The following is a 24,744-nucleotide window of genomic DNA, read 5'->3' as shown; positions in this document are numbered from 1 at the left end:
GCCGCAGTCCCCCGGAGGACGGAAGGCTCTTTCTGATAGTCCGTCAGATTTTCCTCGACGGACTCGGGCGCACTCAGGCGGACTCCAGCACCGCCATGGCCGCGTTGTGCCCGGGTACGCCGCTCACCCCTCCCCCGCGCACCGCGCCCGCCCCGCACAGCAGGACGTTGGCATGCCGGGTCTCCACGCCCCAGCGGCCGGTTGCCTCCTGGGCGTACGGCCAGGCGAGGGCGCGGTGGAAGATGTTGCCGCCGGGCAGGCGCAGGTCGCGTTCCAGGTCCAGCGGGGTCCTGGCCTCGATGCAGGGGCGGCCTTCCGCGTCGGTGGCCAGGCAGTCGGTGAGCGGCTCGGCGAGGTGGGTGTCGAGCTGGGCGAGGGTCGACTTCAGCAGCTCCTCGCGGACGGCGTCGTTGTCGCGGGCGAAGAGCCGGGCGGGGGTGTGCAGGCCGAAGAGGGTGAGGGTCTGGTAGCCGCGCTCCACGAGTTCGGGGCCGAGGATGGTGGGGTCGGTCAGGGAGTGGCAGTAGATCTCCGAGGGCGGCACGGTGGGGAGTGCGCCGGACGCGGCCTGGGCGTGGGCGGTGGCCAGTTGTTCGTAGCCCTCGGCGATGTGGAAGGTGCCGGCGAAGGCCTCGCGCGGGTCGACGTCGGTGTCCCGCAGTCGCGGCAACCGCTTGAGCAGCATGTTCACCTTGAGCTGGGCGCCTTCGGCGGGTGTCGGGGACGGATCGCCGGTCAGTGCCGCGAGCTCCTGCGGGGAGGCGCCCACCAGGACGTGCCGGGCGGCGACGGTGCCCTCGCCGTCGGCCGTGCGGTAGCCGACCTCGGCGGAGCGCCCGTCGGTGTCGACGCGTACCGCCTCGTGCCCGGTCGCGAGCACCGCGCCGGCCTGGCGGGCGGCGGTGGCCAGGGCGTCGGTCAGGGCGCCCATGCCGCCGACGGGGACGTCCCAGGCGCCGGTGCCGCCGCCGATGACGTGGTAGAGGAAGCAGCGGTTCTGCGCCAGGGAGGTGTCGTGGGCGTCGGCGAAGGTGCCGATGAGCGCGTCGGTGAGGACCACGCCCCGCACCAGGTCGTCGCCGAACTCCTGCTCGATCGTGACGCCGATCGGCTCCTCGAACAGAGCGCGCCAGGCGGTCTCGTCGTCGATGCGGCGGCGCAGCTCGTCGCGGGTGGGCAGCGGTTCGGTGAGCGTCGGGAAGACCCGCTGGGCGATCTGACCGGTCATGCCGTAGAAGCGCTGCCACGCCTCGTACTCCCGGGTGCCGCCGGTCAGCCGGGCGAAGGCCTCCCGGGTGCGCCGCTCGCCGCCGCCGACCAGCAGCCCGGTGGGCCGTCCGGCCCGCTCCGCGGGGGTGTACGAGGAGATGGTGCGGCCCCGGACGCGGAAGGTGAGGCCGAGGTCGCGGACGATCTTCCTGGGCAGCAGGCTGACCAGGTAGGAGTACCGCGACAGCCGGGCGTCGATCCCGGCGAAGGGGCGGGTGGAGACGGCGGCGCCGCCGGTGTGGTCCAGCCGTTCGAGCACCAGCACGGACCGGCCGGCCCGGGCCAGGTAGGCGGCGGCGACGAGGCCGTTGTGGCCGCCGCCGACGATGACGACGTCGTAGGTCCGGGACAGCTCGCGTGGGGGCATGGTTCTTCGTAACACGTGATGATCTACGGCGGCCAGAGGCGTGCCGGTGGCGACCGAGGGTCCGCCGGACGCCCGCCGTCGGCGCAGTGGGCTACCGCCCTGCTTTGTACGGTGCCGGGCGTGCCCCCGGCCCGAGCCTCGCCATGGCGCGCAGGATGTGTCTGGGCGGCAGTTGCCAGCGCAGACGCGCGGGGATCGCGCGCAGCAGGGTGCCGGTGGCGCGCAACCGCCGGGTGACGGTGGCGGGTGCGGGGGCCGCTCTGCCGTACAGCTCGTGGGCGTACGGCGGCAGCGAGGCGTACGCCAGGTGCGCCACCCGCCGCCACAGCACCTCGCGCACCGGGACCAGCAGGGGGTGCGCCGGCGGGCGGAGCAGGAAGTCGTCCACCTCGCGCGCCTCGGCGCCCGCGGCCAGGTGCGGCCGTACCGTCTGGAAGTAGGCGGCCATCTCCGCGCTGTCGCCGGGTACGTCGGCGGGGTCGAGGCCCACGAGGCGGGCGCTGACCCGGTGCTCGGCTATGTAGCGGTCGGCGTGGGCGTCGGTGAGGGGGAAGCCGGAGCGGCGCAGCACGTGCAGGTAGGAGTCGATCTCCGCGCAGTGCACCCACAACAGCAGTTCGGGTTCGTCGACGCCGTACCGCTCCCCCGTCTCCGGATCGGTCGCCTTGAGCATCGCGTGGATCTTCCGCACCCGGGCGCCGGCGCGTTCGGCGGCCTCGGTGGTCCCGTACGTCGTCGTCCCGACGAAGTTCGCGGTGCGCATCAGCCGCCCCCAGGCGTCCTGCCGGAAGTCGGAGTTCTGCATGACACCGCGTACCGCTCGCGGGTGCAGGGCCTGCAGGTAGAGCGCGCGGATCCCGGCGACCCACATCATGGGGTCGCCGTGCATCTGCCAGGTCACGGAGGAGGGCGTGAACAGCCCCGGATCGTCTGCCCGTGTGATCTCCACCCGGGCAGTGTGACCGAGCTCGCTGGTCGGCACCAGGCCACGCTCATCAGCCACAACGGATACGCGGACTTCGATGAGGTAGCCATCCGGGTCGCGCAGAGGTCGGCCAGTCCACGGGCCTGCTCCAGGGTGTCCTGCCGCGCACCGGTACCGAAGCCTGACCACTGCACCGCGCTGCGCTGCTGACCGAATTCGTCAGATACGACGGACCGGGTCCGTGATTCCGCCGGGGCACGCGAGCGCCGCGATGTCCCATCCGGCGCGCCCGGCCCCGGCCTGGTAGGCGCTTTCGTAGAAGGCGAGCACGGCGGCACGTGGATCGGCCTCGGCGCGGGCCGCGTCGTAGCGCAGTACGGCCAGGTGGCTGCCGCCGCGCGCGACCCACTGCGCGGACGCCGGGCTGAGCGGCGCTTCGGCCAGGCCCGTGGGCTCGGGGGCGGTGTACGAGTAGAACGCGGGCTCGGCAAAGGTGTCGTCGCCGAACCAGAAGCCGAAGCTGATCACTTCCGAGGAGTAAGCCTCCCGGGTGACGGGGTCGGCCTGCCTGGGCTGGTCGACCCGGCGTCCGGAGAACCGGCTGTGGGCGATGTCGAAGGTGTGCCAGAAGTGGTGCACCGGGCTGGCCTTTCCCGAGAAGCCCGCCGCGAACTCCTCCAACACGGCCGCCACCTGGCTCAGCACCCGCCAGTAGCGGTTTGCGGCCACCGGGTCGTAGGTCGCGTGCTCGGTGTCCTCGGCGAACGGCCGGTCGGCGTCGGGTAGATCGAAAGGCCTGGGAATGGCGACGTCCACCCGGACGCCCAGCGCGGCCAGAGCGGCCAGGGTCTGGTCGTGGAAGGACGCGACGGACTGGCCCGGAAGCGGAAAGGACCGCTCTTCGCCGTCCAGCGTCATGACGGCGAGCCGGTGGTCGACGAAGTCGAAGTCGACCGTGAAGATCGGATTGCCGTCGACCTGACCCATCGGACGGGTGGTGATGCCGCGCCCAGTGACATGGAACGGGACGTTCCACCAGTGGTTACGACGGACGCTCGCGGCCAAGCGGATCTTGCCGACAATCTGCGCGAAGCGGTGCAGCGTCTCCTTCGTGTCCCGCCACTCCGGCAGCGGCACCGGCGGGAACAGCTCCATCACCTGCCCCTTCCCGCCCGGCGCTCCCGCGGCGGCCGGGCCGTCTCATCATGACCCCGCGGGGGACATCCCGCACGCCGCCGAGGGAGCGGTTCGGCCCAGCCGCCGCACGGGCCGCCGCCCAGGTCCCGCCGTCGTCCGGCCGGCGGCGGGAAGCCGGCGGGCCACGTCATGGACGGTCGCGGGCACGCTAACGCCGCACCCGGGGCATCCCCAGCCCGATCCAGGAGATGATCTCGCGCTGGATCTCGTTGTTGCCGCCGCCGAAGGTGAAGATCACCGCGGAACGGTAGCCGCGCTCCAGTTCACCGTGCAGGACCGCGCCCGCGGAGCCCTCCTTCAGCGGGCCGGCGGCGGCGAGGATCTCCATGAGCGCGGCGTAGGCGTCGCGGCGGGCCTCGGAGCCGTAGACCTTGACCGCCGAGGCGTCCTGGGGGGTGAGCGTGCCGTCCTGGACGGCGGTGACCATCTGCCAGTTCAGGAGCTTCATGGCGTCGAGGCGGGTGTGCGTCCGGGCGAGCAGCCGGCGCACCCAGGGCAGGTCGACGACGCGGCGGCCGTCGGCGAGCTTGGTCTCCATGGCCCAGCGCTGGACGTCGCGCAGGGCGCGGATCGCCATGGTGCCGTGGGCGGCGAGGGTGACGCGTTCGTGGTTGAGCTGGTTGGTGATCAGCCGCCAGCCCTGGTTCTCGGCGCCGACCCGGCGGGAGACGGGGACGCGGATGTTCTCGTAGTAGCTCGCGGTGGTGTCGTGCGAGGCGAGGGTGTTGATGAGGGTGCAGGAGTAGCCGGGGTCGAAGGTCGGCACCAGGAGCATGGTGATGCCCTTGTGCGGCGGGGCGGCGGGGTCGGTGCGGGTGGCCAGCCAAACCCAGTCGGCCGTGTCGCCGTTGGTCGTCCAGATCTTCTGGCCGTTGACCACGTACTCGTCGCCGTCCCGCACGGCGCGCGTCTTCAGGGACGCCAGGTCGGTGCCCGCGTCGGGTTCGCTGTAGCCGATGGCGAAGTCGATCTCTCCGGAGAGGATGCGCGGCAGGAAGTAGGCCTTCTGTTCGTCGCTGCCGAACTGCATGATCGTCGGGCCGACCGTGTTCAGCGCCATCAGGGGCAGCGGGACGCCGGCCTGCGCGGCCTCGTCGAAGAAGATGAACTGCTCCATCGGCGTCAGGCCGCGCCCGCCGTACTCCTTCGGCCAGCCCACGCCGAGCCAGCCGTCGGTGCCGAGCCGGCGGATGGTCTCCCGGTAGAAGCGCTTCTGGGCCACCGGGTCGGCGTACCGCGCGTACGCGTTGTCCGGCACCAGGCCGGCGAAGTAGGCGCGCAGTTCGGTGCGCAGCCGCTGCTGCTCGGGCGTGTGGTCGAGGTGCACGGCGCCTCCAGGCTCCCGGGGCGGGTCGGTCCTGTCGGCGCACACCGTAGAACGTGTTTCAGTAATTGGGAAGCGACAGCGAGCGCCGCCCGGTGTCGCCGCGCACCTCAGCGCAGCGTCGCGATGAACTCCGTGCAGGCCCGCGCACACGCCCGGCACGCGGCCGCGCTCTCCTCGGCGCCGGGCTGCGCGTCGAAGGCGTGCGCGCACTCGAGGCAGACCGTCCGGCACAGCTCCAGCTGGGCGCGGATACCCTCCTCGTCCAGGCAGTTCTGCTCGGACAGCACACGGCAGGTGGCGTCGCACACCTCGGCGCACATGATGCCCCGCCGCCGCGCCCGCTCCTGCTCCTCGCTTCCGCCGGGATCCAGGAGGCTCGCGCGCAGCGCGCACGCCCGGGCGCACTCCGTACACGCCTGCGCACACGCGAAGCGGTCCTCCAGGAACCGGTAGAGCTCCTGTTGGGAAATCGTCGTCGGTGTCACACTCGGCGGGTTGCCGCGACACGGACGGTCAAACCATCACCACGAATGTCCGGTTCGCGCTGTTCTGTGGGGGTATTCAGCCCGTATGAGTACCGCAGCGATGCAGCTGGCCGCCGCGAGTGGCCTGATGAGCCTGTTCCTCTTCCTCGTGGCCGTCGCCGTGCTCGCGATCCTGGCCGGGGGTTTCTGGCTGACCTCCCGCGTCCGGTACAACGAGTCGCCCCGTCCGCGTCCGGAGGAGCAACCGCACCTGCCGCCGGGCGGCGCGGTGCGCGAGGTCCGGGAGAACCGGCAGTCGGAGGAGGTGCCCGTGGTGACCAAGGGCGAACGCCCCATCACGCCCTACGAGCTGAGAAACCAGGACACCAAGCCCAGCGAGTCGAAGGACCGGCCCCGCTGGAGCAGGGGATCGAGCGGTTCGTTCGGCGGCGGCGGTCTCGGCGCCCACTGACGGTCCGGGGAGCCTGACGGCTGGTTTCCGCTGCAGGGCGGCGGGCACCCGGGCGCCGTGCTGCTGAGGAGATCGAGGCCGCGGGCGAGGCGCGTCGCCGACGAGCTGGACGCCCGCCTCCCCCTGTACGAGGGGGGCGGTCTGCTGCGCAAGGCCTTCCCTCACCACTGGTCGTTCTTCCTGGGCGAGCTCGCCCTCTACAGTTTCGTCGTCCTGCTGCTGACCGGTGTCTGGCTCACCCTGTTCTTCCACCCGTCGATGACGGAGGTCGTCTACAACGGCTCGTACCGCCCGCTGGAGGGGGTGCGGATGTCGGAGGCGTACCGGTCGACGCTGCACATCAGCTTCGACGTGCGCGGCGGGCTGCTGATCCGGCAGCGGCACCACTGGGCGGCGCTGGTCTTCGTCGCCGCGATCGGCACGCATCTGCTGCGGATCTTCTTCACCGGGGCCTTCCGCCGTCCCCGTGAGCTCAACTGGATGATCGGCGTGACGCTGTTCCTGCTGGCGCTCGCCGAGGGCTTCGCCGGTTACTCGCTGCCGGACGACCTGCTGTCCGGGACGGGGCTCAGGATCGCCCAGGGCGTGATGCTGTCGATCCCGGTGGTGGGGACGTACCTCAGCATGTTCGCGTTCGGCGCCGAGTTCCCCGGGCACGACCTGATCCCCCGGCTGTACGCGCTGCACATCCTGCTGCTGCCCGGGATGCTGCTCGCGCTGGTCGGTCTCCACCTGATCCTGGTGGTCCACCTCAAGCACACGCAGTGGGCGGGCCGGGGCCGCACCGAGCGCAATGTCGTGGGCAAGCCCATGGTCCCGCAGTTCTCGGCGACTTCGGGCGGCCTGTTCTTCATGGTGAGCGGCGTGCTGACGCTGCTCGCGGGACTCGCGCAGATCAATCCGGTGTGGGTGTACGGCCCCTACCGGCCGGACGTCGTCTCCACGGGGTCGCAGCCCGACTGGTACGTCGGTTTCCTGGAGGGCTCGCTGCGGCTGGTGCCGCCGTGGGAGACGGCGGTCGCCGGGCACACGGTGATGTGGAACGTGCTGCTGCCCGCCGTGGTGCTGCCGCTGGCCCTGTTCGCCGTGCTGTACGCGTATCCCTTCCTGGAGGCCCGGGTCACCGGGGACCACCGGGAACACCATCTGTGCGACCGCCCGCGGGACGTGCCGGTACGCACCGGCCTCGGCGTGGCGGCGATCTGCCTCTACGGCGTCCTGCTCGCGGCCGGCGGCAACGATGTGCTTGCGCACACCTTCAAGATCTCTCTGAACGCGCTCACCTGGACCTTCCGGATCGCCCTGCTGGTCCTCCCGCCGCTCGCCTTCTTCGTGACCCGCGCGGTGTGCCATGCGCTGCGCGAGGCCGACATGGAACGGCTCACCGAGGGCGTGGAGACCGGCGAGATCCGGCAGACCATCACCGGCGGGTACGTGGAGACCAGCGTGCCGATCGACCAGGAGCAGCGGTACGTGCTGGAGGCCTACGGGGTGCCCGAGCGGGACTCCGGGACCCGGCGGGACGGCGCGGAGGACTGAGCCTCCCGGTCGGCGTACTGCAGGACCATTCCGAAGACGCCCGCCGCGAGTACGCCCAGGCCGATCAGGGCCAGCCACAGGCCGAAGACGACGCCGAGGGCCAGCAGGACGGCCCCGAACGCGATGGTGATCGGCCACGGGCTGTGCGGCGGGAAGAAGGCGATCGGCCCGGCGGTCTCTACGACCTCCGCGTCCGGGCGGTCCTGCGCGCGGGCGCCGCGCCGGCGGTGCTGGACGTACAGGAAGAAGGCGACGAGCGCGGCCATCAGGCAGGCCACGGCGAGGGCGGCCGTGCCGGCGGGCTCGGCGGAGCGCCAGCCGTAACCGGCGGCGGTGACGGCGAAGAACACCGCCACGCCGGCGAACAGACGGGCCTCGGTCCGCATCACGCCTCCTTCGGTATCTCGGGGTGGTGCAGGTCGAACGCGGGGGACTCGGACCGGATGCGGGGCAGGGCCGTGAAGTTGTGGCGCGGGGGCGGGCAGGAGGTGGCCCACTCCAGGGAGCGGCCGTATCCCCACGGGTCGTCGCCGTCCGCGCGGCGGCCGTGGTGGGCGGTGCGCCAGACGTTGTAGAGGAACGGCAGTGTGGACAGTCCCAGCAGGAAGGCTCCGGCGGAGCTGATGGTGTTGAGCAGCGTGAACCCGTCGGTGGGGAGGTAGTCGGCGTAACGGCGGGGCATCCCGGCCTCGCCGAGCCAGTGCTGGACCAGGAAGGTGGCCTGGAAGCCGACGAACAGCGTCCAGAAGTGGATCTTGCCGAGGCGTTCGTCGAGCATTCGTCCGGTGAGTTTCGGCCACCAGAAGTAGAAGCCCGCGAACATCGCGAAGACGACCGTGCCGAACAGCACGTAGTGCAGGTGCGCCACGATGAAGTACGAGTCGGTGAGGTGGAAGTCCAGCGGCGGCGAGGCGATCAGGACACCGCTCATGCCGCCGAGCAGGAAGGTCACCAGGAAGCCGCAGGACCAGAGCATCGGTGTCTCGAAGGAGAGCGACCCGTGCCACATGGTGCCGATCCAGTTGAAGAACTTCACCCCCGTCGGCACCGCGATGAGGAACGACATCAGTGAGAAGAACGGCAGCAGCACGGCTCCGGTGGCGAACATGTGGTGGGCCCACACGACCGACGAGAGCATGGTGATCGCTATGGTGGCGCCGACCAGGCTGACGTAGCCGAAGACCGGCTTGCGGCTGAACACCGGGATGATCTCGGTGACGATGCCGAAGAACGGCAGCGCCACGATGTAGACCTCGGGGTGCCCGAAGAACCAGAACAGGTGCTGCCACAGCAGCGAACCCCCGCTCGCCGCCTCGTAGATGTGCGCGCCGAACTTCCGGTCCGCCTCCAGGGCGAGCAGGGCGGCGGTCAGCACCGGGAACGCGGGCAGGACGAGGATCGAGGTGAACAGCACGTTCCAGGTGAAGATCGGCATCCGGAACATGGTCATGCCGGGCGCGCGCAGGCACAGGATCGTGGTGATGAAGTTGACCGCGCCGAGCGTGGTGGAGACGCCGGTCACGACCAGGCCCATGGTCCACAGGTCCCCGCCCGCGCCGGGGCTGTGGACGGCGCTGTTGAGCGGGGCGTAGGCGAACCAGCCGAAGGCGGCCGCTCCCCCGGGCACCAGGAAGCCGGAGACCACCATCAGACCGCCGAAGAGGTACAGCCAGTACGACAGGGCGTTCAGCCGCGGGAAGGCCACGTCCGGGGCGCCGATCTGCAGCGGCATGATCGCGTTGGCGAACCCGGCGAACATCGGGGTCGCGAACAGCAGCATCATGACCGTGCCGTGGATCGTGAAGAGTTGGTCGTACTGATCCTGGCTCACCAACTGCAGTCCCGGCCGCGCGAGTTCGGCCCGCATCAGCAGAGCCAGGACACCGGCGAAGAGGAAGAAGGAGAAGGCGGTCGCCAGGTACAGGTTGCCGATGACCTTGTGATCGGTCGTGGTCGCCCAGCGCAGCAGCGCGCGGCCCAGCGGCGAGCGCCGCGTCGGCCGCGGCGGCACTGGATGCGTCCGGGCCGATGTGTTGTGCACCACCATGCGCCGCCGGGTACCCGGGTGTGGCACACCCATGTGGTCCGGTCAGGCGGGGGTGCGACCGGTCATGCGGGGGTGCGGGCCCCGTCCATCCTCGAAACGTGGGCGACGTTCTGCCGGTCCTCGGCGTCCTCGCTGGGCCGCGCCGCGAACCAGGCGTCGAGGATCTCCTTCAGCACCGCCCCGGAGGTGAGGCGCAGACCGAGGGCCAGCACATTGGCGTCGTTCCAGCGGCGGGCGCCGTCCGCGGTGTACGCGTCCGTGCACAGGGCGGCCCGCACGCCGGGCACCTTGTTGGCGGCGATCGACGCGCCCGTCCCGGTCCAGCAGCACACCACCGCCTGCTCCGCCGTCCCGGCGGCCACGTCACGGGCCGCGGCCTCGGAGCAGACCGCCCACTGCGGGTCCGCGCCGGGGTCGAGGGCGCCGTGGGCGCGCACCTCGTGCCCGCGCCGGCGCAGCTCCTCGACGAGGAGACGGGCCACGGGTTCGTCCATGTCGGAGGAGACGGAGATCCGCATGCTCCGAGGTTAACGCGCCGGTGCCAGGATGCGGCCCGGACCGCCGGGGCGCGATGGCCGGATATCGATGCACGGCCCGGACATCGGGGCGATCGCGCCCTCTGCCCATGTGACCGGCCGGTACGGTGCGGCCATGGAGGATTCCGAGATCAGGATCACCGCGCGCCGCCTGCTGGAGAAGCTGGGCGCCGGCGGGCTGTCCCTGGACGCCGTGGCCCGCGAGGGCGGTGTGGCCGTCGCCGACGTGGAAGCCGTCTTCCCGCACCGGGACGACCTGCTCACCGCACTGGTCGTCGACGCCTACAACGAGTCCGCCGCCGCGATGGAGCGGGCCGACCGGGCCGCGCATGACTCGGGCGCGTCGGCGGGCGCGCGGCTCCTGGCGGTCACGCGCGCGCTGCGGCAGTGGTCCTTCGCCAACCCGGCCGAGTTCTCGCTGATCTACGGTTCGCCCGTACCGGGCTACCACGCCCCGCAGGACACGGTGCCGCCCGCCTCGCGCACTCCCGCGGTACTGGCGGCCATCGTGCGTTCGGCGCTCGAGGCCGGTGAACTCGCCCCGCCCCGGCGGGCGGTGCCCGGCCCGCCCCTGCTGCTGCCGGCGGCCGTGGAGCTCTTCGGCGGTGTGCCCGAGGCTCCGTTCTCGGACATCGTCGAGCGCGGCATCGTGCTGTGGAGCAGTCTGATCGGGCTGCTGGTGTTCCAGGTCTTCAGCCGCACCCACGACAGTGTCCGGGACCAGTCCGCGTTCTTCGACTTCGCCGTCGCCGTGGCGGCCGAGGGGATCGGGCTCGTGGTTCCCGTCGGCGAGGGCACCGGCTGAACCCCGCTCTCCGAACTCCGTTCGCGGATCGCCTCACAGCCTCTTCCGATGCGACCGAAATATGCCCATCCAGGCGTACTTCTGCGTACTCGACCGATAGGCCGCCATATTGACGGCGCCACGCATCGGCGTGTAACACGACGGCGTTTCCCAGACGCTGAAGTAGGCAGAAACAGGCCACGTGCCGAGGCGGAAACGCGCCGTCTTCGGTCGACCCGGCCCGCAAGACCACGCGCCAGACGGGATTTCCTGTGGACGGCACCGGCCCGGCCTCCGGGCGCCGACCACCCGTCTCTTCACTGACCGGTCACGGGATCGCCGCCCGGATCAGCCGGGCCTGACCGAATGCACGGGCGCTCACAGTCTGGGCGACAACGGAAGGAAAAGCGGTGACATTCACCCCGACCACAACACAGCACGCACCGATCTACGAAGAGCTGGTGCGTGAACTGGGTGACGCCATGGCGGAGGCCCAGACGGCCGCCGAGCACACGCAGCACCAGGCGGCGGAGCTGCTGGGACCGGCCGGCACCCAGCCGGGCAACAGCGAGAGCTGACGCCCGGGCCGGCCGGTGGGAGGCGGTGCTGCCCGGTGGCCGTGGCCTTGGCGGACACCTTGGGCCTACGCCGTCCGAAGATGCCGAGGGAGCAGACGGCGGCGGACGAACGGTCAGCGCGCCACGCGGTAGCGGAGGTGGACGACCCTCGAGGTGAAGGTGCGGGTCTCGACGAGTTCCAGATCCACCCGGCGCTCGTGCCGGGGGAAGAACGGGATGCCACCGCCGACCAGCACCGGGTAGACCCTGGGCCGGTACTCGTCGATCAGGCCCCACGCTGCCGCCTCGGCGGCGAGAGTCGCGCCGCCGATCGCGATGCCACCCTCCCCCGGCTCGGCTCGCAACCGCTCGATCTCCTCCGCCAGGCTTCCGGCGGCCAAGCGGGCATTGCCCCGCACCGCCGAGAGCGTGGTGGAGAACACCACCTTGGGGAGCCGCCTCCAGATCGCGGCGAACTCGAGCGTCGAGACGTCGAGCGAGGGATCCTGGTCGGCGGTCTCCCAGTACAGCATCGTCTCGTACAGCCGGCGTCCCAGCAGGTGGACGCCGGCCCTTCGCACCTCGTCGGTGGCGAAGCGAAAGACCTCCTCGTCGGGCGCCGTCCAGTCGAAGCGGCCGTCCGGCCCGACGATGTAGCCGTCCAGGGAGACACCCATCGAATAGGTCACGCTGCGCATCACAAGCCCTCCGCCGATGACCCTTGGTCGCCATTTCACTACTGATCGTAAAACCGGCACGGCCGCAGGTGACCTCCGCTGCCGCAAGGTCGATACTTCCGGTAGAGGGAGGAGCGGCCATCTCCAGCAGGTGACCGCCGACCCCTGACGACCTGTCACCGAAGTCAGCATCGAGTCAGCCACAGACCCGCCCGCGACCGACCTCCGACCCCACTGACCGCCAAGATCAAAGACCATCCTTCACGCCGGTGACCTGCGAATAAGCGGGCCCTGAGCCCGAGGCTCACGTTCACGAGGAGAGTCAGATGAAGATGCTGATCAACGTCCCGGAGACCGTGGTCGCGGACGCGCTGCGGGGTATGGCGGCCGCTCATCCCGAGCTGACCGTCGACGTGGAGAACCGGGTGATCGTACGGCGGGACGCCCCCGTGTCCGGGCAGGTGGCGCTGGTCTCGGGCGGAGGGTCGGGGCACGAGCCGCTGCACGGCGGGTTCGTGGGTCACGGCATGCTGTCCGCGGCCTGTCCCGGTGAGGTGTTCACCTCCCCGGTACCCGACCAGATGGCGCGCGCGGCCGCCGCCGTCGACAGCGGGGCGGGCGTGCTGTTCGTGGTGAAGAACTACACCGGCGACGTGCTCAACTTCGACATGGCTGCCGAGCTCGCCGAGGACGAGGGCATTCAGGTCGCCAAGGTGCTGGTCAACGACGACGTGGCGGTCACCGACAGCCTCTACACGGCCGGCCGGCGCGGCACCGGTGCCACGCTGTTCGTGGAGAAGATCGCGGGCGCCGCCGCGGCCGAGGGCCGGCCGCTGGAGCGGGTGGAATCCATCGGCCGCCAGGTGAACGAGAGCTCCCGCACCTTCGGTGTCGCACTCAGCGCCTGCACCACCCCGGCGAAGGACAGTCCCACGTTCGACCTGCCGCCGGGCGAGCTGGAGCTGGGCATCGGGATCCACGGCGAGCCGGGCCGGGAGCGGCGCGCCATGATGACCTCCGGCGAGATCGCGGACTTCGCGATCCACGCGATCCTGGAGGACCTCACTCCGCGCAACCCCGTCCTCGTACTGGTCAACGGCATGGGCGCCACCCCCCTGCTGGAGCTATACGGCTTCAACGCCGAGGTGCAGCGGGTGCTCGGCGAGCGCGGTGTCGCCGTGGCGCGCACGCTCGTCGGCAACTACGTCACCTCACTGGACATGGCGGGCGCCTCGGTCACCCTGTGCCAGGTCGACGAGGAACTGCTCCGGCTGTGGGACGCGCCGGTGCGGACCCCGGCCCTGCGCTGGGGCATGTGAGGCACACCGGAGCGACCGACCCACCCACCACGCGAGGAGACCCCGTGCTCGACGCCGACTTCTTCCGCCGTTGGATGACGGCGACCGCCGCGTCCGTGGACCGCGAGGCGGAACGGCTCACCGCCCTCGACTCGCCCATCGGGGACGCCGACCACGGCAGCAACCTGCAGCGCGGGTTCACGGCCGTGCGGACCGCCCTGGAGAAGGAGGCGCCGGACACGCCGGGTGCCGTCCTGACCCTGGCCGGGCGCCATCTGATCTCCACGGTCGGCGGCGCCGCCGGGCCGCTGTACGGCACCCTGCTGCGCCGTACGGGCAAGGCGCTCGGGGACGCCGCCGAGGTGAGCGAGGAGCAGCTCGCCGAGGCGCTGCGGGCGGGTGTGGACGGGGTGATGGCGCTCGGCGGTGCCGCGCCCGGGGACAAGACCATGATCGACGCTCTGGTGCCGGCCGTCGACGCGCTCGGTGACGGCTTCTCGGCGGCCCGGTCCGCCGCCGAGGAGGGCGCCGAGGCCACCACTCCGCTGCAGGCCCGCAAGGGCAGGGCGAGTTACCTCGGGGAACGCAGCATCGGCCACCAGGACCCGGGCGCCACCTCGTCGGCGTTGCTGATAGCGGCGCTCCAGCAGGCCGCGGAGGCGGCAGGTGAGTGACGGCGGGCTGGTCGGGATCGTGCTGGTGTCACACAGCGCGGAGGTGGCCGCTTCCGTCGCCGAGCTGGCGAAGGGACTGGCCGCCGGCGGTTCGGCGGTGCCGGTCGCCTCGGCGGGCGGCACCGAGGCCGGCGGGCTCGGGACCAGCGCCGAGCTGATCGCGGCCGCGGCCGCGTCCGTGGACCGGGGCGCCGGGGTCGCCGTGCTCACCGATCTGGGCAGCGCGGTGCTCACCGTGAAGGCACTGCTCGCGGAGGGGGACGAACTGCCGCCGCACTCACGGCTGGTGGACGCTCCCTTCCTGGAGGGTGCGGTGGCCGCGGTGGTCACGGCGGCGACGGGCGCCGACCTGGACGCGGTGGAGGCAGCGGCCGTGGAGGCGTACACCTACCGGAAGACCTGACCCGAAGGGCGGCCCCTCCTGGGGGCCGGTGAGCGAGCCGCCGCGTCCGAGTCCGGCTCAGTCGCCGTTGACGAATCGCCGCGCCAGCCGCTCACCGGCCGCCACCGCCGCCGCGTGGTCCTCGATCGCCTTCACCCGCGAGTCCTTGAAGACGATGTACGTGACACCGGACGGCACCCCGCCGGTGCGCGGGTCGGCCGGGATACCGAGGTCCCGGGCGGTGGCGTACGAGGCCTCACCGATGATGTCGCCCGGCCCGGTGTCGCCGACGACCGCGTACCGCACGGTGTCCCGGTAGACGACGGCGGCCACCGAGCCGCCGCGCACGCCGTGCACGCGGGGATCCCAGATGCGGCTGCGGGCGGGCACGACGATGTAGGGCAGGCGTTCGGCGCTCAGATGGCGGCCGTCGGACTGCTGGTAGGCGGTGGCGGCACAGAACAGCGGGTCGGTGCGGCGGTTGCAGCGGGCGGTGGGCCGGCCGTCGCAGTCGATGTCCATGTCGGCCTTCCAGAACACGGCGTCGTGGGTGGCGCAGACCCGGATCCTCGCGGAACCCGTGGCGTCGGAGCGGTAGCGGCCGTGGGAGACCGGGACGCAGTCGTGCGCCTTGGCCAGCAGGTCCGCGGCCTGGATCCGGCCCTCGCTCCGGGGCTGGGGCGCCACGCGGTGGCGTACGGCGAAGGCGGGACCGGGCTGCGGCGTGGGAACGAGCAGGGCGGCGGCGCCGGCCGCGGCCAACGTCAGTGCCTGGGCACGCACAATGAGAGACCCTCTCGTGGGGGGACGAGGACAGTAACCCGGCCAAATCTGACATATCGGACACCTCATGAGATGCCGGGAGACCGGGGACCCGAGTCCGTGTCGGCCCAGGCCGCCCCGGCCGCCCGCACAGGCGCGGGATCGGCGACGACAGCGTTTCCGCGCCCCAGGCTCGAACTGGTCTGTTCTACAAGGCAGTTCAGCCGTGAGGTTGCTCAGCATACGTAACCCCCACCGCCGGTCGCCAAATAGGACCATCACACTCATCCGACAGGCTTGAGGTGATCACACCAACGGCACACGGGGCGGCGCCCGCCGCGACCTGGCAACGCGTCACCCGGCCGGGTGCGGTCCGCATGCGGGACGGTCCGGACGCACGTTTGCTGACCCTGAGGCAGCACGGACGTTTCCGACCCCCGGCGGCGCATGGGACGTACCGCCAACCGTGCCGCCGGAGGGCAGCCAATGCGCACTACTCGACTTCTCCTCCGCTCCGGCCTCACCGTGGCGGCCGCCGCCGCGCTCCCGATCTGGCTCGCCGGGCCGGCCGGCGCGGTCTCGGGGATCTCCGTCAACACCACAGGCTCCACGGTGTCGGTCACGACCAGCGCCTGCACCCAGGTCAACGGCAGCTGGGGCACCGCCTCGCTGCTCACCAGCAGTCAGGGCAGCTTCGCGCAGGGCCGCCAGGTGGCCCTGTCGGGCACGAGCGTCACCCAGTCCGCCGCCTGGTCGGGGGTGAGCCCCGGGACGTACACCGTCGTGGTCGTCTGCTCCAACGGCATCACCGCCGGCACCCAGGCGGTCATCGTCGCGCCCCCCTCGAAACCGACGATCTCCGCCACGTCCGCTCCCTCGCCGTCACGCGGCGTCATGGGCGGCACGGGCGGCACCGCGCACGACTACGGCCCGGTCACGATCGCGGTGGGCGGGGCGCTGGTGGGCGTCGGTCTCATCGCCACGGGCTGGGTGCTGCGCCGCCGCTCGAAGCCGTACCGGCTCTGACCGGGCCGCTGTCAGGCTCCGTCTCCCGAGGCGTCACCGGGCAGCTCGCCGAACTCGGTCAGGGCGTGGGTGAGCCACTGGGTCCAGAAGGTCTCCAGGTCGATGCCCGCGCGCAGCACCAGATGACGCAACCGGTCCTGCGCGCTGTCCCGGTCCGGCGGGAAGTCGCGTCGCTCGATCTCCCGGTACTCCGCCAGCTGCCGCCGGTGCAGCTCCAGATGACGGCGGATGTCGGCCTCCAGCCCGGCCGTGCCGACCACCGCCGCCGCGCGCAGCCGCAGCAGCAGGGCGTCGCGGTGCGGCCTCGGCTCCTGGGACGCGGAGGTCCAGCGGGCCAGTTCGGCGCGGCCCGCGGGCAGGACCTCGTAGCTCTTCTTCTGCCCGCGGGTCGGCTGCTCGGCCGGAAGGGCGCGGATGTAGCCCTCGGCCTCCAGCTTTCCCAGCTCGCGATAGATCTGCTGGTGCGTCGCCGACCAGAAGTAGCCGATCGACTTGTCGAAGCGGCGGGTCAGCTCCAGCCCCGACGACGGCTTCTCGAGCAGGGCGGTGAGGATCGCGTGCGGGAGTGACATGTCCTCATCCTAGGGACGGCGGTGTGTCGTTCCGGCGTCGTCTACAGGGCCGCGGCCAGCTCCGTGCCCTGCTTGATGGCGCGCTTGGCGTCCAGTTCGGCGGCGACGTCGGCTCCTCCGATGAGGTGCGCGGGGCGTCCGGCGGCGACCAGGTCCTCGTACAGGTCGCGGCGCGGCTCCTGGCCGGTGCACAGCACGATCGTGTCGACCTCGAGGACGGTGCTCTGGTCGCCGACGGTGATGTGCAGTCCGGCGTCGTCGATCCGGTCGTAGCGCACGCCGGGGACCATGGTGACGCCGCGGTGCTTGAGCTCGGTGCGGTGGATCCAGCCGGTGGTCTTGCCCAGCCCGGCGCCGACCTTGGTGGTGCTGCGCTGCAGCAGGTGCACGGTGCGCGGCGGCGCGGGCCGCTCGGGGGCGGTGAGGCCGCCGGGTGCGCGGTAGTCCATGTCGACGCCCCAGGCGCGGAAGTACGTCGCCGGGTCCTCGCTCGCCTTGTCGCCGCCGTCGGTGAGGAACTCGGCGACGTCGAAGCCGATGCCGCCCGCGCCGAGGATGGCCACCCGGTCGCCGACGGGGGCGCCGCCGCGCAGCACGTCGAGGTAGCCCACGACGCGGGGGTGGTCGACGCCGGGGATGTCGGGGGTGCGCGGGGTGACGCCGGTGGCGACGACGACCTCGTCGTAGTCGGCCAGGTCCTCGGCCGCCACCGGGGTGTTCAGCCGTACGTCCACCTCCTGCGCCTGGAGCTGGTGGCGGAAGTACCGCAGGGTCTCGTCGAACTCCTGCTTGCCCGGGACCTTGCGGGCCACGTTCAGCTGGCCGCCGATCTCGCTCGCGGCGTCGAAGAGGGTGACCCGGTGGCCGCGTTCGGCGGCGCTGACCGCGCAGGCGAGGCCGGCGGGACCGGCTCCCACGACGGCCACGCGCTTCGCCAGCCGGGTCGGCGAGAGGACCAGCTCGGTCTCGTGGCAGGCGCGCGGATTCACCAGGCAGGAGGTGATCCGTCCGCTGAACGTGTGGTCGAGGCAGGCCTGGTTGCAGCCGATGCAGGTGTTGATGGCCTCGGGCTTCCCGGCGGCGGCCTTGGCGACGAAGTCCGGATCGGCGAGCATCGGGCGGGCCATGGAGACCATGTCGGCGCAGCCTTCGGCGAGCAGTTGCTCGGCGAGCTCCGGGGTGTTGATGCGGTTGGTGGTGACCAGCGGGACGGACACCTCGCCCATCAGCTTCCTGGTGACCCAGGTGTAGGCGCCGCGCGGCACCGAGGTGGCGATGGTGGGGATGCGCGCCTCGTGCCAGCCGATGCCGGTGTTGATGATCGTCGCTCCGGCGGCCTCGACGGCCTTGGCGAGGGTGACGACCTCCTCCAGGGAGGAGCCGCCCGGGACCAGGTCCAGCATGGACAGCCGGTAGACGATGATGAAGTCCTCGCCGACGGCCTCGCGCACCCGCCGGACGATCTCGACCGGGAAGCGCATGCGGTTCTCGTAGGAGCCGCCCCAGCGGTCGGTGCGGTGGTTGGTCTGCGCGGCGATGAACTCGTTGATGAGATAGCCCTCGGAGCCCATGATCTCGACGCCGTCGTAGCCTGCCTGCCGGGCCAGGCGGGCGGCACGGGCGTAGTCGTCGACGGTCCGCTCGACCTCGTCGTCGGTGAGCTCACGGGGCGGGAAGGGGCTGATCGGCGCCTGGATCGGGCTCGGCGCGACGAGGTCCTTGTGGTAGGCGTACCGGCCGAAGTGCAGGATCTGCATCGCGATGCGGCCGCCCTCGCGGTGGACGGCGGCGGTGACGGCGGCGTGCCGCTCGGCCTCGGCCTCGGTGGTGAGCTTGGCGCCGCCCTCGTAGGGGCGCCCCTCCTCGTTCGGCGCGATACCGCCGGTGACGATGAGTCCCACTCCCCCGCGCGCACGGGCCGCGTAGAACTCCGCCATCCGCTCGAACCCGCGCTCGGCCTCCTCCAGCCCCACATGCATGGAGCCCATGAGCACACGGTTGGGCAGCGTGGTGAAGCCCAGGTCCAGCGGGGTCAGCAGATGGGGGTAACGGCTCATCGGGGCCCTCCGTACGCGGTGTCGTCGCCTGTAGTTGTAGAGGAGGGACGAGGGGTTATGCAACTAGTTGCATAAACCGCGGACAGTGAACCGCGCCACTCTGTACCTACTGGTATGTACACTCGGCACGGTCACATCGCCTCCCCCGTCCGGAAAGGAACTCGCGCCATGCCCTTCGTCCGCATCGACGCGCTCGGTACCGACCGCGACCGCCTGCTATCCCTCGGCCGGGCCGTGCAGGACGCCCTCGTGGAGGCGCTCGGCGTTCCAGGTGCTGACCGGCCATGACGGCGTGACCGGCACCCTGCGGTACGACGACTACCTCGGCATCCACCGGGACGACGGCGTCGTCTTCGTCGCGATCACCATGCGCTCCGGGCGCACCCCGGGGCAGAAGCAGGCGCTGTACCGGCGGATCGCCGAGCTCGCACACGCCTACGCGGGCACCGAACCTCGCAACGTACTCGTCACCGTCACCGAGAACGAGTCGGTCGACTGGTCCCTCGGCTTCGGCCAGACGCAGTACGCCCCGGCCGCCGGTGGGGCGGTCGGGGCGTCCTGACGGCGGGCCGGAACCCGGTCAGCGGCTTTCGAGCCGGAGGTGGAGGTCCCTCTCCTGGTCGCCGGAGGCCGTACAGGTCTCGTGGACGGTGAACATCGAGTCCAGGGTGTGCCGGAACCGGTCGACGGCCCAGTAGCCGCCCTGGACGTCGGCGAGAACCGGCGAGGAGAGCCGGACCGGCGAGCAGGACACGGGATGGGAGTCGGCGACGTCATAGGTACCGAGCCACACCATGGGACGGGTCTCACTGAGTTGCTGCGGCACCTCCTCGGGGCCTCGGTCGGAGGTGAAACAGTGGCTCAGGGCGTCGAAGACGACCCGGGCGTCCTCCTTGGAGCACCCGCTGATCTCCACCGAGACGGTTTCCGGATGCGACCGCTCCGCGTTCATTTTGATCGCTCCTTTCGTGGCCGCGCTGCGGTGGAACGGGGTACCCCGTCGAACCGCGTCCATCCTCAGGAAAGCATTACTCGCACGGGAGCACTACGCCGGAGAGCCGGTGTGGGCGCGGTGGAACGTGTGAGCGCGGTAGAACAAGGAGAGGCGGCACTGGGGAACGCGTGCCGTGTGGACGGCAGGAAGCGGTGCGTGGCATGAGTGCAGCCGAGGCTCCCTTGGGCGGGAGCGGGGAGACCCCGCGCGGGCCGGTGCGGCCCAGCGGCCTCCTCGACGTGCTGGGTGTGGCCTCGGTGGTGCTGGACCTCCGTGGACGCGTCGTGCTGTGGAGCCCCCAGGCGGAGGAGCTGTTCGGCTACTCGGCGCGGGAGGCGCTCGGGCAGTACGCGGCCCGCCTGATGGTCCACGAACAGCACATCGAGCTGGTCGGCGAGCTCTTCGCCGACGTGCTGCGGACCGGCCAGAGCTGGGCCGGGGGGTTCCCCGTCCGGCACAAGGACGGCAGCACCCGTCTGGTGGAGTTCCGCAACATGCGGCTCCTGGACGACCGGGGCAACGCGTACGCGCTGGGTCTGGCCGCCGACCAGTCGACGGTCCGCCGGCTGGAGCAGGACCTGGCGCTGTCCCAGCGCATGGTGCGCCAGTCGCCGATAGGCCTGGCCGTCCTGGACACCCGGCTGCGGTACGTCTCGGTCAACCCGGCGCTGGAGCGGATCAACGGTGTGCCCGCCGCGGAGCACACCGGACGGACCATGCGCGAGGTGGTGCCGGGGCTGGACGCCGACGCGCTGGAGTCCGCGGCCCGCGAGGTCCTGGACACCGGGACGCCCGTCGTCGACCGGTCCACCGTGGGCCGCACCCCGGCCGACCCGGACGAGGACCATGCCTGGTCGGTGTCGCTGTACCGGCTGGAGGACGCCACGGGCACGGTGCTGGGCGTGGCGGCGTCGATGGTGGACACCACCGAGCAGTACCGGGCGGGCGTCGAGGCCGAGGCCGCGCGGCGCCGCCTCGCCGTGATCGCCGACGCCTCGGCCCGGATCGGCACCACGCTGGACCTGGACCGCACCGCCCGGGAACTGGCCGACGTCGCCGTGCCGGAACTCGCCGACGTGGCCGCCGTGGACCTGCTGGACGCGGTCGTCGAGGGCCGCCGCAGCTCGCTGGGGCCGGCCGAACCGGCGCTGATCCGCGCCCTCGCCGTCCGCGCGGAGGGCGGGTCGGACGCCCTGCGCGCCGCCGACCCGCCCGGGCAGATCGCCCGGTACGCACCCGACCGGCTGGTCACCGAATGCGTACGCACGGGCAGCCCGGTCCTGGTGGCCCAGGTGAAGGACGAGGACCTGCCCCGCATCGCCCGTTCGGTCGAGGCGGCCGTCCTGCTCGGCCGGGCCGGCATCCACTCGTATCTGGCCGTACCGCTGATCGCGCGTGGCGAGGTGCTCGGCGCCCTCGACCTCAAACGCACGCGGAACCCCGAGCCCTTCGGCGAGGACGACGTGCTGCTCGCACGGGAACTGGCCGCCCGTGCGGCCGTACAGATCGACAACGCCCGCTGGTACCAGAACGCCCGCAACACCGCGCTCACCCTGCAGCGCAGTCTGCTGCCCAGCCATCCGCCGGAGACCACCGGCCTGGAGGTGGCCTCCCGCTACCAGCCGGCCGGGGCCACCAGCGAGGTCGGCGGCGACTGGTTCGACGTCATCCCCCTGGAGGACGGCAAGACGGCACTGGTCGTGGGTGACGTGATGGGCAGCGGCATCAGCGCGGCCGCGACCATGGGCCGGCTGCGGACCGCGACGACCACGCTGGCCGCGCTCGACCTGGATCCCGCGGCCCTGCTGGAACACCTCGACAAGACCACCTCGGGGCTCGACCACTCCATCGCCACCTGTGTGTACGCCGTGCACGACCCCCGGCTGCGCCAGTGCCGGATCGCCAACGCGGGGCACCTGCCCCCGGTGCGGGTGCGGGCAGGTGGCTCGCCCGAACTGCTGGAACTGCCGACGGGCGTGCCACTGGGTGTCGGGGGCGTGGGCTTCTCCACGGTCACCGTCGACTTCGCCCCGGGGGACGAGCTGGTGTTCTACACCGACGGTCTGGTGGAGACGCGCCGGCACTCGCTCGACGAGCGACTGGACGCCCTCCTGGCCCTGCTCGACGGGCCCGCCCGTCCGCTGGAGGAGGTCTGCGACCTCCTGCTGCGGACGATGCACCACCCCGACAACCACGACGACGTGGCGCTCCTCATCGCGCGGGCGCAGGAACCGGCGTAGGCCCGTGCCCGGTGTGCACGCCGATCACGACATGGGCGTACAGCTCCTCGGACACGGCCAGACGCGTGGTCAGACCGGCGCGGGCGAAGGCCTCGACGGCCGCCGGGGACTGGTGTGCGCTCGTCTCGACGAGCAGGCAGCCGCCGGGGGCGAGCCAGTCGGGGGCCGCAGCGGCGACCCGGCGCAGGACGTCCAGGCCGTCCGGGCCGCCGTCGAGGGCGACCAGGGGTTCGTGCTCGCGTGCCTCCGCGGGCAGCAGTCCGACGTCCCCGGTGGGTACGTACGGCACGTTGGCGGCGAGGATGCCGACGCGGCCTCGCAGGTCGCCGGGGAGTGCCGCGAACAGGTCGCCCTCGTGGACGTGGCCGCCGTACGGGGCGATGTTGCCGCGGGCGCAGCGCACCGCGGCGGGGTCGATGTCGGCGGCGTGCAGCTCGGCCCGGCCCAGGGCGGCGGCCAGGGCCGCGCCGACCGCACCGGAGCCGCAGCACAGGTCGACGACGACGGCCGCCTCCGGGGCCTCGGCGAGGGCCTGTTCGACGAGGAACTCGGTGCGCCGGCGGGGTACGAAGACGCCCGGCTCCACGGTGACCCGCAGCCCGCTGAACTCGGCCCAGCCCACGACGTGTTCGAGGGGCAGCCCGGCGACGCGCCGGTCCACCATCGTGGCGAGCTCCTCCGGGTCGCGGGCGGTGGCGAGGATCAACTCCGCCTCGTCCTCGGCGAAGACGCAACCGGCGGAGCGCAGCGCCGTGACGACGGCGGCGGGGGAAAGAGGGGGAAGAGGAGGAAGAGGAGAAAGAGGTGACATGGAAGCAGAGAGCCTTTCGACGGGCCTGGGGCCGTGGGGCGCTCTCGCGACGCGGTCACCGGTGGCGGTGACCCGTGCCGTCATCGGGAGAGAGCACCCGGGCTGACACAGCGGTAATGGGTCCCACCTCCTCGACAGCCTGCGGCCGGGGACTGTCCTCGGCCGGACGGCAACCTTACCCCAACCCCCCGGACGGCCCGTCGGCCGTGGTGAGTTCACGCCGATGCGAAACTCCGTGGCGCGTACCGGAGGGGCCCGGCTACGCTCACCGCGATGACAACTCACTCCGTTTCCGGATGGGGGGTCCCGTACGCGCAAGGTGAGTGCTGATGCTCACTGCGACCGTGTACGGGGATTCCCGGCTTTCCCTGTGGCTGCGCGTGCGCGAGTTCGCCGTGCCGCCGTCCATGATCGAGACCGCGTCCGCCCGCCGCCGTGCCGGGGACTGGGCGGGGGCGTGCGCCGCCGCCGGTGTCGACGTCGACCTCGATCTGCGTTCCGTCGCCCGCCGCCATGGCCGTGAGCTCGCGGCCCGGGTCCGGGCCGACCTGCGCCGTCTGGCGCCCGACCTGCTGCGCTGGCACATGCCGAGGGTCGCACCCGACGGGCTGCTGCGTCCGGGGACGACCCTGACGCTGGCCCGGTACGACGGCGCCGGGCGTACCGCTGCCGACGCGCCGCACCTGGTGGCCCGGACCCCGCCGGCCTGGGCGGACGCCGGTCAGCGGATCAGCCTGGCACTGTGGGACGGGCCCTGCTCCGGCACCGGGCGGCATCCGCATCCGCGCCCCGACCGGCGCTTCCGGCTGGACCTGCACCGCCACCTGTGGGACGCGCGCAGGTCGGACGAGCTGCGGGTCCGCTCCGGCGCCGACCGGCCGCCGCCCACCGACGGCGGTCCGTCCGCGGATCCGGCCCCGCCGGGGAACGTGCCGCCGGGGCTCGGCCTCGCCGTCGACCGGTGGGCGGCGGAGGCGGGGATCCTGCTCCGGGCCGAAGGGCGGTCCTCCGGGGCCGTCGCCGTACGGTTCGGCGCCCGGCGGCGGCTCGTCCTGGACCTGGCCGCGGCCGAGGACGGCACGCCCCCGGGCGAGGCAGGGGCGGCGACGGGCGGGGCACGGGTCGCGACGGCACCCCCGGACGGCGGGTTCTCCGCGCTGCCCGTCCTGCCCGACGCGGCGACCTGGGTCCTTCCCGACCTGGCGCTCCTCCGCGCCGGACTCCTCGGACCCGACCGGCTGCACCCACTGGTCGCCTCCGCGCTGGCACCGGATCGCACGCCGTCCGGCTCCTCCCCTCCGCGCGCCGCGCCGGGCGGACCACGCCTGATCGAGTGCCGGGGCGCCCGGCACCGCATCGGCCTGGTCGACGGTGTGCTGACCGCCCTGGACCACGAACCGGCCGAGATCCGGCGGGAGGAACTCCTGGCCGCGCTGGGCGGGCCCGCGCTGCCCTGCCTGCAGGTCATCGACGAGGCGCACCGCCGCCCCGACTGTCTCACCGGCGTCCGCGAACGCCTGGACCACGGCGACACCGCCGGTGCGCTCGCCGTCGTCGAGGGCCTCCTCGGCCCCGGGGCGCTGCTGCGCGGCGGGGAGCTGCGGGACGAACTGCGGGCGGCCGCGCAGCGCCGCGTCATCCACGGGCTCTACCGGGCCGATCTCGTCGGCCCCGGCCGGGCCCCCACCCATGGAGACCGCCGCCGTACCCCCGCGCACCGCAGCCGCCCCCGCCTCGCGACCTTCGACTGACACCCCGCCCCGGGCC

Annotated in this window: 24 protein-coding genes and 1 pseudogene; 11 read left to right on the top strand and 14 right to left on the bottom strand. The window is 72.2% G+C overall.

The features are described 5' to 3' along the window. Positions 1–73: 73 nt before the first annotated feature. From ACFY0F_RS08905 to ACFY0F_RS08885, 5 genes are all read right to left on the bottom strand, one after another. Positions 74–1,636, bottom strand: coding sequence for a phytoene desaturase family protein (locus ACFY0F_RS08905; RefSeq protein WP_388790962.1), 1,563 nt, complete (start codon positions 1,634–1,636; stop codon positions 74–76). Between the two features lie 91 nt (positions 1,637–1,727). Then, on the bottom strand, positions 1,728–2,525 hold the full coding sequence (locus ACFY0F_RS08900; RefSeq protein WP_388791339.1) for an oxygenase MpaB family protein: 798 nt from the start codon (positions 2,523–2,525) through the stop codon (positions 1,728–1,730). Between the two features lie 255 nt (positions 2,526–2,780). Beyond that, complete coding sequence (locus ACFY0F_RS08895; RefSeq protein WP_388790960.1) at positions 2,781–3,716, bottom strand: DUF5996 family protein; 936 nt, start codon at positions 3,714–3,716, stop codon at positions 2,781–2,783. 190 nt (positions 3,717–3,906) lie between these two features. Continuing rightward, the gene (locus ACFY0F_RS08890; RefSeq protein ID WP_388790958.1) at positions 3,907–5,085 is read right to left on the bottom strand and encodes an acyl-CoA dehydrogenase family protein; all 1,179 of its coding nucleotides are present in this window, start codon (positions 5,083–5,085) and stop codon (positions 3,907–3,909) included. Positions 5,086–5,192: 107 nt separating this feature from the next. Further along, positions 5,193–5,570, bottom strand: coding sequence for a four-helix bundle copper-binding protein (locus ACFY0F_RS08885; protein WP_388790956.1), 378 nt, complete (start codon positions 5,568–5,570; stop codon positions 5,193–5,195). 85 nt (positions 5,571–5,655) lie between these two features. On the opposite strand from ACFY0F_RS08885, the gene ACFY0F_RS08880 reads away from it, so the two are divergent. Both ACFY0F_RS08880 and ACFY0F_RS08875 read left to right on the top strand, forming a co-directional pair. Further along, a complete protein-coding gene (locus ACFY0F_RS08880) occupies positions 5,656–6,021 on the top strand; it encodes a DUF6479 family protein (RefSeq protein ID WP_388790954.1) in 366 nt (121 codons plus the stop codon). Positions 6,022–6,078: 57 nt separating this feature from the next. Next, the gene (locus tag ACFY0F_RS08875) at positions 6,079–7,560 is read left to right on the top strand and encodes a cytochrome bc complex cytochrome b subunit (RefSeq protein WP_388790952.1); all 1,482 of its coding nucleotides are present in this window, start codon (positions 6,079–6,081) and stop codon (positions 7,558–7,560) included. Here the strand turns inward: ACFY0F_RS08875 and ACFY0F_RS08870 are convergent. The 3 genes from ACFY0F_RS08870 to ACFY0F_RS08860 form a co-directional block, all read right to left on the bottom strand. Next, positions 7,506–7,946, bottom strand: a complete 441-nt coding sequence (locus ACFY0F_RS08870; RefSeq protein WP_388790950.1) for a cytochrome c oxidase subunit 4 — start codon at positions 7,944–7,946, stop codon at positions 7,506–7,508. The genes ACFY0F_RS08875 and ACFY0F_RS08870 overlap by 55 nt on opposite strands. Then, positions 7,946–9,607 (bottom strand): cytochrome c oxidase subunit I, encoded by a 1,662-nt coding sequence (ctaD, locus tag ACFY0F_RS08865; protein WP_388790948.1) that lies wholly within the window; start codon positions 9,605–9,607, stop codon positions 7,946–7,948. The genes ACFY0F_RS08870 and ctaD overlap by 1 nt, the downstream gene beginning before the upstream one ends. Before the next feature lie 62 nt (positions 9,608–9,669). Continuing rightward, complete coding sequence (locus ACFY0F_RS08860; RefSeq protein WP_388790946.1) at positions 9,670–10,125, bottom strand: RpiB/LacA/LacB family sugar-phosphate isomerase; 456 nt, start codon at positions 10,123–10,125, stop codon at positions 9,670–9,672. A gap of 133 nt (positions 10,126–10,258) precedes the next feature. Between ACFY0F_RS08860 and ACFY0F_RS08855 the strand changes: the two genes are divergently transcribed. After that, positions 10,259–10,948 (top strand): TetR/AcrR family transcriptional regulator, encoded by a 690-nt coding sequence (locus ACFY0F_RS08855; RefSeq protein WP_388790944.1) that lies wholly within the window; start codon positions 10,259–10,261, stop codon positions 10,946–10,948. A 389-nt stretch (positions 10,949–11,337) separates the two neighbouring features. After that, a complete protein-coding gene (locus tag ACFY0F_RS08850; protein ID WP_388790942.1) occupies positions 11,338–11,505 on the top strand; it encodes a hypothetical protein in 168 nt (55 codons plus the stop codon). 113 nt (positions 11,506–11,618) lie between these two features. Here ACFY0F_RS08850 and ACFY0F_RS08845 read toward each other — a convergent pair whose 3' ends face one another. Then, complete coding sequence (locus tag ACFY0F_RS08845) at positions 11,619–12,182, bottom strand: dihydrofolate reductase family protein (protein ID WP_388790940.1); 564 nt, start codon at positions 12,180–12,182, stop codon at positions 11,619–11,621. 305 nt (positions 12,183–12,487) lie between these two features. Between ACFY0F_RS08845 and dhaK the strand changes: the two genes are divergently transcribed. Genes dhaK through ACFY0F_RS08830 form a run of 3 tightly spaced genes read left to right on the top strand, consistent with a single transcriptional unit; the run spans position 12,488 to position 14,536 of the window. Beyond that, positions 12,488–13,480 (top strand): dihydroxyacetone kinase subunit DhaK, encoded by a 993-nt coding sequence (dhaK, locus tag ACFY0F_RS08840; RefSeq protein WP_388790938.1) that lies wholly within the window; start codon positions 12,488–12,490, stop codon positions 13,478–13,480. Positions 13,481–13,524: 44 nt separating this feature from the next. Continuing rightward, complete coding sequence (gene dhaL / locus ACFY0F_RS08835; protein WP_388790936.1) at positions 13,525–14,133, top strand: dihydroxyacetone kinase subunit DhaL; 609 nt, start codon at positions 13,525–13,527, stop codon at positions 14,131–14,133. After that, entirely contained in the window at positions 14,126–14,536 is a 411-nt protein-coding gene (locus tag ACFY0F_RS08830; protein ID WP_388790934.1) for a PTS-dependent dihydroxyacetone kinase phosphotransferase subunit DhaM, read from the top strand. The genes dhaL and ACFY0F_RS08830 overlap by 8 nt, the downstream gene beginning before the upstream one ends. Before the next feature lie 57 nt (positions 14,537–14,593). Here the strand turns inward: ACFY0F_RS08830 and ACFY0F_RS08825 are convergent, their stop codons facing one another. After that, positions 14,594–15,298, bottom strand: coding sequence for a glycoside hydrolase family 75 protein (locus ACFY0F_RS08825; RefSeq protein ID WP_388790932.1), 705 nt, complete (start codon positions 15,296–15,298; stop codon positions 14,594–14,596). Positions 15,299–15,763: 465 nt separating this feature from the next. Here ACFY0F_RS08825 and ACFY0F_RS08820 point away from each other — a divergent pair, with 465 nt between their 5' ends. After that, positions 15,764–16,303 carry a hypothetical protein gene (locus ACFY0F_RS08820; protein WP_388790930.1) on the top strand — a complete coding sequence of 180 codons (540 nt, stop codon included), beginning with the start codon at positions 15,764–15,766 and terminating at the stop codon, positions 16,301–16,303. Positions 16,304–16,314: 11 nt separating this feature from the next. On the opposite strand, the gene ACFY0F_RS08815 is transcribed toward ACFY0F_RS08820, so the two are convergent. Continuing rightward, positions 16,315–16,875 (bottom strand): PadR family transcriptional regulator, encoded by a 561-nt coding sequence (locus ACFY0F_RS08815; RefSeq protein ID WP_388790928.1) that lies wholly within the window; start codon positions 16,873–16,875, stop codon positions 16,315–16,317. A gap of 41 nt (positions 16,876–16,916) precedes the next feature. Next, positions 16,917–18,932 carry an FAD-dependent oxidoreductase gene (locus ACFY0F_RS08810; protein ID WP_388790926.1) on the bottom strand — a complete coding sequence of 672 codons (2,016 nt, stop codon included), beginning with the start codon at positions 18,930–18,932 and terminating at the stop codon, positions 16,917–16,919. A gap of 168 nt (positions 18,933–19,100) precedes the next feature. On the opposite strand from ACFY0F_RS08810, the pseudogene ACFY0F_RS08805 reads away from it, so the two are divergent. Next, positions 19,101–19,494: pseudogene (locus tag ACFY0F_RS08805) on the top strand (tautomerase family protein). A gap of 18 nt (positions 19,495–19,512) precedes the next feature. Here the strand turns inward: ACFY0F_RS08805 and ACFY0F_RS08800 are convergent. After that, positions 19,513–19,884: a hypothetical protein gene (locus ACFY0F_RS08800; protein WP_388790924.1), complete on the bottom strand. Its 372-nt coding sequence runs from the start codon at positions 19,882–19,884 to the stop codon at positions 19,513–19,515. 203 nt (positions 19,885–20,087) lie between these two features. Here ACFY0F_RS08800 and ACFY0F_RS08795 point away from each other — a divergent pair, with 203 nt between their 5' ends. Next, positions 20,088–22,166 carry a SpoIIE family protein phosphatase gene (locus ACFY0F_RS08795; protein WP_388790922.1) on the top strand — a complete coding sequence of 693 codons (2,079 nt, stop codon included), beginning with the start codon at positions 20,088–20,090 and terminating at the stop codon, positions 22,164–22,166. On the opposite strand, the gene ACFY0F_RS08790 is transcribed toward ACFY0F_RS08795, so the two are convergent. Further along, on the bottom strand, positions 22,138–22,977 hold the full coding sequence (locus ACFY0F_RS08790) for a putative protein N(5)-glutamine methyltransferase (RefSeq protein ID WP_388790920.1): 840 nt from the start codon (positions 22,975–22,977) through the stop codon (positions 22,138–22,140). The two genes, ACFY0F_RS08795 and ACFY0F_RS08790, sit on opposite strands and share 29 nt — an antisense overlap. A 329-nt stretch (positions 22,978–23,306) precedes the next feature. Here ACFY0F_RS08790 and ACFY0F_RS08785 point away from each other — a divergent pair, with 329 nt between their 5' ends. Then, positions 23,307–24,728 (top strand): hypothetical protein, encoded by a 1,422-nt coding sequence (locus ACFY0F_RS08785; RefSeq protein WP_388790918.1) that lies wholly within the window; start codon positions 23,307–23,309, stop codon positions 24,726–24,728. Positions 24,729–24,744 lie beyond the last annotated feature (16 nt).

Origin of the sequence: Streptomyces sp. NPDC001544 (genome assembly GCF_042894285.1) — a bacterium.
In the GTDB taxonomy this organism is placed as follows: Bacteria; Actinomycetota; Actinomycetes; order Streptomycetales; family Streptomycetaceae; genus Streptomyces.
The sequence above is the reverse complement of the archived record's forward strand: the minus strand, read 5'-3'. Positions and strand labels throughout refer to the sequence as shown.

Coding starts and splice junctions, on each gene's coding strand:
- ACFY0F_RS08860 (WP_388790946.1), bottom strand. CDS start 10,125: ATGCGGATCTCCGTCTCCTCCGACATGGACGAACCCGTGGCCCGTCTC.
- ACFY0F_RS08855 (WP_388790944.1), top strand. CDS start 10,259: ATGGAGGATTCCGAGATCAGGATCACCGCGCGCCGCCTGCTGGAGAAG.
- dhaK (WP_388790938.1), top strand. CDS start 12,488: ATGAAGATGCTGATCAACGTCCCGGAGACCGTGGTCGCGGACGCGCTG.
- ACFY0F_RS08785 (WP_388790918.1), top strand. CDS start 23,307: ATGCTCACTGCGACCGTGTACGGGGATTCCCGGCTTTCCCTGTGGCTG.
- ACFY0F_RS08880 (WP_388790954.1), top strand. CDS start 5,656: ATGAGTACCGCAGCGATGCAGCTGGCCGCCGCGAGTGGCCTGATGAGC.
- ACFY0F_RS08895 (WP_388790960.1), bottom strand. CDS start 3,716: ATGGAGCTGTTCCCGCCGGTGCCGCTGCCGGAGTGGCGGGACACGAAG.
- ACFY0F_RS08790 (WP_388790920.1), bottom strand. CDS start 22,977: ATGTCACCTCTTTCTCCTCTTCCTCCTCTTCCCCCTCTTTCCCCCGCC.
- ACFY0F_RS08870 (WP_388790950.1), bottom strand. CDS start 7,946: ATGCGGACCGAGGCCCGTCTGTTCGCCGGCGTGGCGGTGTTCTTCGCC.
- ACFY0F_RS08815 (WP_388790928.1), bottom strand. CDS start 16,875: ATGTCACTCCCGCACGCGATCCTCACCGCCCTGCTCGAGAAGCCGTCG.
- ACFY0F_RS08810 (WP_388790926.1), bottom strand. CDS start 18,932: ATGAGCCGTTACCCCCATCTGCTGACCCCGCTGGACCTGGGCTTCACC.
- ACFY0F_RS08795 (WP_388790922.1), top strand. CDS start 20,088: ATGAGTGCAGCCGAGGCTCCCTTGGGCGGGAGCGGGGAGACCCCGCGC.
- ACFY0F_RS08820 (WP_388790930.1), top strand. CDS start 15,764: ATGCGCACTACTCGACTTCTCCTCCGCTCCGGCCTCACCGTGGCGGCC.
- ctaD (WP_388790948.1), bottom strand. CDS start 9,607: ATGGTGGTGCACAACACATCGGCCCGGACGCATCCAGTGCCGCCGCGG.
- ACFY0F_RS08900 (WP_388791339.1), bottom strand. CDS start 2,525: ATGCACGGCGACCCCATGATGTGGGTCGCCGGGATCCGCGCGCTCTAC.
- ACFY0F_RS08905 (WP_388790962.1), bottom strand. CDS start 1,636: ATGCCCCCACGCGAGCTGTCCCGGACCTACGACGTCGTCATCGTCGGC.
- ACFY0F_RS08800 (WP_388790924.1), bottom strand. CDS start 19,884: ATGAACGCGGAGCGGTCGCATCCGGAAACCGTCTCGGTGGAGATCAGC.
- ACFY0F_RS08845 (WP_388790940.1), bottom strand. CDS start 12,182: ATGCGCAGCGTGACCTATTCGATGGGTGTCTCCCTGGACGGCTACATC.